The organism is Oleiphilus sp. HI0080 (assembly GCF_001635135.1).
Map to the genome: position 1 here is coordinate 1 of NZ_LWFU01000682.1, position 2,787 is coordinate 2,787.

Genomic DNA, 2,787 nt, shown 5'->3' on the forward strand with positions numbered 1-2,787 from the left:
GCCGCGCGACATTTAATTATTATAGAATCAGTTTCATAGTTCGGCTGTGTGCACACAGCTGATTTATACCAGTTTATAGGGTACCTCCAGTGGCACAGATATTCGCAGTTACCAATCAAAAAGGTGGGGTCGGCAAGACAACTACAAGTGTCAATCTTGCAGCCTCTCTTGCTGCGACTAAACGCAAAATCTTGATGATTGATCTTGATCCGCAAGGCAACGCAACAATGGGTTGCGGAATAATGAAGAACGAGCTCGATCTCACTGTTTATGATCTTCTTACTAAGAAAGCTTCATTTGAAGATATCGCAGTTCGCGCCAAGCATGGCCATTTTGATGTTTTACCTGCTAACGGGGATCTTGTTGCTGCTGAGGTCGAACTTTTAAATGAGATTGGCAGGGAGCACAGGTTGCGGCTTGGTTTGAACGAAGTGCGTGCTCACTACGATTTTATCGTGATTGATTGTCCACCCTCGCTTAACATGCTCACTGTCAATGCATTATCCGCGAGTGACGGCGTCATCATTCCGATGCAGTGCGAGTACTATGCGTTGGAAGGCCTTGCTGCTTTAATGAGTACGATTGAACAGATCAGAGAAACAATCAATCCAGCTCTGCAGATCTCTGGAATCCTTCGTACGATGTATGATCCGCGCAATAGCTTAACGAAGGACGTTTCAGAAGAGCTGGAAGAATACTTCGGTGATCAGGTATTTAAAGTGGCCATTCCTCGAAATGTTCGCCTAGCAGAAGCGCCAAGTCATGGCATGCCTGCTTTGTATTATGATAAGTCTTCAAGAGGAGCTTTAGCTTATCTTGCACTAGCTGGTGAAATCGTCCGTCGTACTAAAAGATCCAATAAACCCGAATTGGTAGCAGTTTAATAAGGAACCACATTGGCTAGAAAGCGCGTTATCGGAGAGAAAGGGTTAGGTGCCTTGTTAAAGGGATCAAATATAGAGCCCTTAAAGCATTCAGAAGCAGACGAAAAATATCTGCGCGAAATCCCTGTCGAGTTGATTCAGCGCGGTAAATATCAACCGCGCCGCGACATGGATCAACAGGCGTTAGAAGAGCTTGCTGAGTCTATTCGTCAACAAGGTATTATGCAGCCAATCGTTGTGCGCCCAATTTCAGAAAGTAAGTATGAAATTATTGCCGGTGAGCGTCGATGGCGCGCATCTCAGTTAGCACAACTTGATCGCGTGCCTGCAATCGTGCGTGATGTTCCTGATGAAGCGGCTGTTGCAATGGCCTTGATCGAGAACATTCAACGAGAAAATCTCAATGCAATGGAAGAGGCATTTGCGCTTCAAAGACTTCAGGATGAATTTGAGCTGACACAAGGTGAAGTTGCAGAAGCAATCGGTAAGTCACGCTCTACTGTGACCAACCTGCTTCGATTGATGAACTTGCATGATGATGTAAAACTGATGCTGGAACATGGTGATCTAGAAATGGGACATGGTCGAGCGTTGCTTGGTTTACCCAGTGAGGATCAATTGGCAGCAGCAAATCAGGTCAACTCTAAGTCAATGTCAGTTCGGCAGACAGAGGCGTTCGTTCGAAAGTTATTGGAAAGCCCTCAACCCAAAAGAAAGGCTTCTCCCGCAAAAGATCCCAATGTAAAGCAACTAGAAGAAGAGCTATCTGAAAAGCTAGGTGCACGCATCGAAATCAGTCAGGGTTCTCGTGGCAAGGGCAGGCTAGTAATTAGTTATAACTCTCTTGACGAGCTTGACGGAATTTTGTCGCATATCAAGTAATAAGAACAAGTGTTTGCGCGACAAAGCTAAAACTAATCCTAAAAGTGGTATTTTTTACGATTGACCAATAAATAAGCAGACTCTAGTGTTGAATGGGTTATGCATTTGCCCTACAATTGCCGCGCCTTAATATAGTGCGTAACCGAACTATTTTGGACGAGTTAGCGACATATTTTTTAGCGCTAACCAGGAGTGTTTAAATTAGCAAACCACCCCTACTCCTAATATTCGGGATACAATGTTTGTCAGCCGGCCTATTAACCGTCATTTTCTGGCTGACTAAAGGAAATGTAGCGGCAATTTCTGCGGTATTGGGTGCTTGTATTTTTATCGCTCCTCAGCAGTATTTTGCTTACAAATCATTTCGCTACATGGGTGCGAGAGCAGCCGTAAAAACAGTCCAAAGTTTTTACAGTGCAGAAAGTTCTAAACTGCTGCTAGTAGCGGCGGGGTTTGCACTGGTTTTTAGCTTCTATCAAGAAGCGGATATATTTGCATTGATGATGAGCTTTATTGTTCTTGTCATCATAAATGGTATTGCGCCAATGCTATTGGCCAAGTAAAACCACGAACAGTTTCTTAAAAAGTAAGTGTAGGCCCTTAACTATGGCAGGTGAAAACCCAACAACTACCGAGTATATCCAGCACCACTTAACCAATTTAACCTATGGTAAGTTGCCCGCTGGTTTTGAACGTTACGACGGTTCGGTTCTAGAAGCAGATACATGGACAATGGCTCACGGTTCAGCGGAAGCTGCAGCGATGGGTTTTAATGCGTTTCATGTAGACAGTTTGGCATGGTCTTTCGGACTAGGTCTTATTTTCTGCTTGTTATTCCGTCTCGTAGCCAAATCTGTCACTTCAGGTGTACCAGGTCGTCTCCAGAATTTTGTCGAGATTATCGTTGAATTTATCGACAATAATGTGAAAGACATGTTTCACGGACGTAACCCGATCGTAGCGCCCCTAGCATTGACGATCTTCGTTTGGGTTTTTCTGATGAACCTGATGGATCTTATTC

4 protein-coding genes are annotated in these 2,787 nt (G+C 44.2%); all 4 read left to right on the forward strand.

Annotated elements, in window-relative coordinates; genetic code table 11:
* Window positions 1–89: 89 nt before the first annotated feature.
* Window positions 90–884, forward strand: coding sequence for a ParA family protein (locus A3751_RS14820; RefSeq protein ID WP_068457509.1), 795 nt, complete (start codon window positions 90–92; stop codon window positions 882–884).
* A 12-nt stretch (window positions 885–896) separates the two neighbouring features.
* Window positions 897–1,766 (forward strand): ParB/RepB/Spo0J family partition protein, encoded by an 870-nt coding sequence (locus A3751_RS14825; protein WP_068457523.1) that lies wholly within the window; start codon window positions 897–899, stop codon window positions 1,764–1,766.
* Between the two features lie 233 nt (window positions 1,767–1,999).
* Window positions 2,000–2,329 carry an ATP synthase subunit I gene (locus A3751_RS14830; RefSeq protein WP_255376089.1) on the forward strand — a complete coding sequence of 110 codons (330 nt, stop codon included), beginning with the start codon at window positions 2,000–2,002 and terminating at the stop codon, window positions 2,327–2,329.
* Window positions 2,330–2,372: 43 nt separating this feature from the next.
* Window positions 2,373–2,787, forward strand: a 415-nt coding sequence (locus A3751_RS14835) for a FoF1 ATP synthase subunit a (protein WP_197466378.1), incomplete at its 3' end; no start/stop codon positions are given.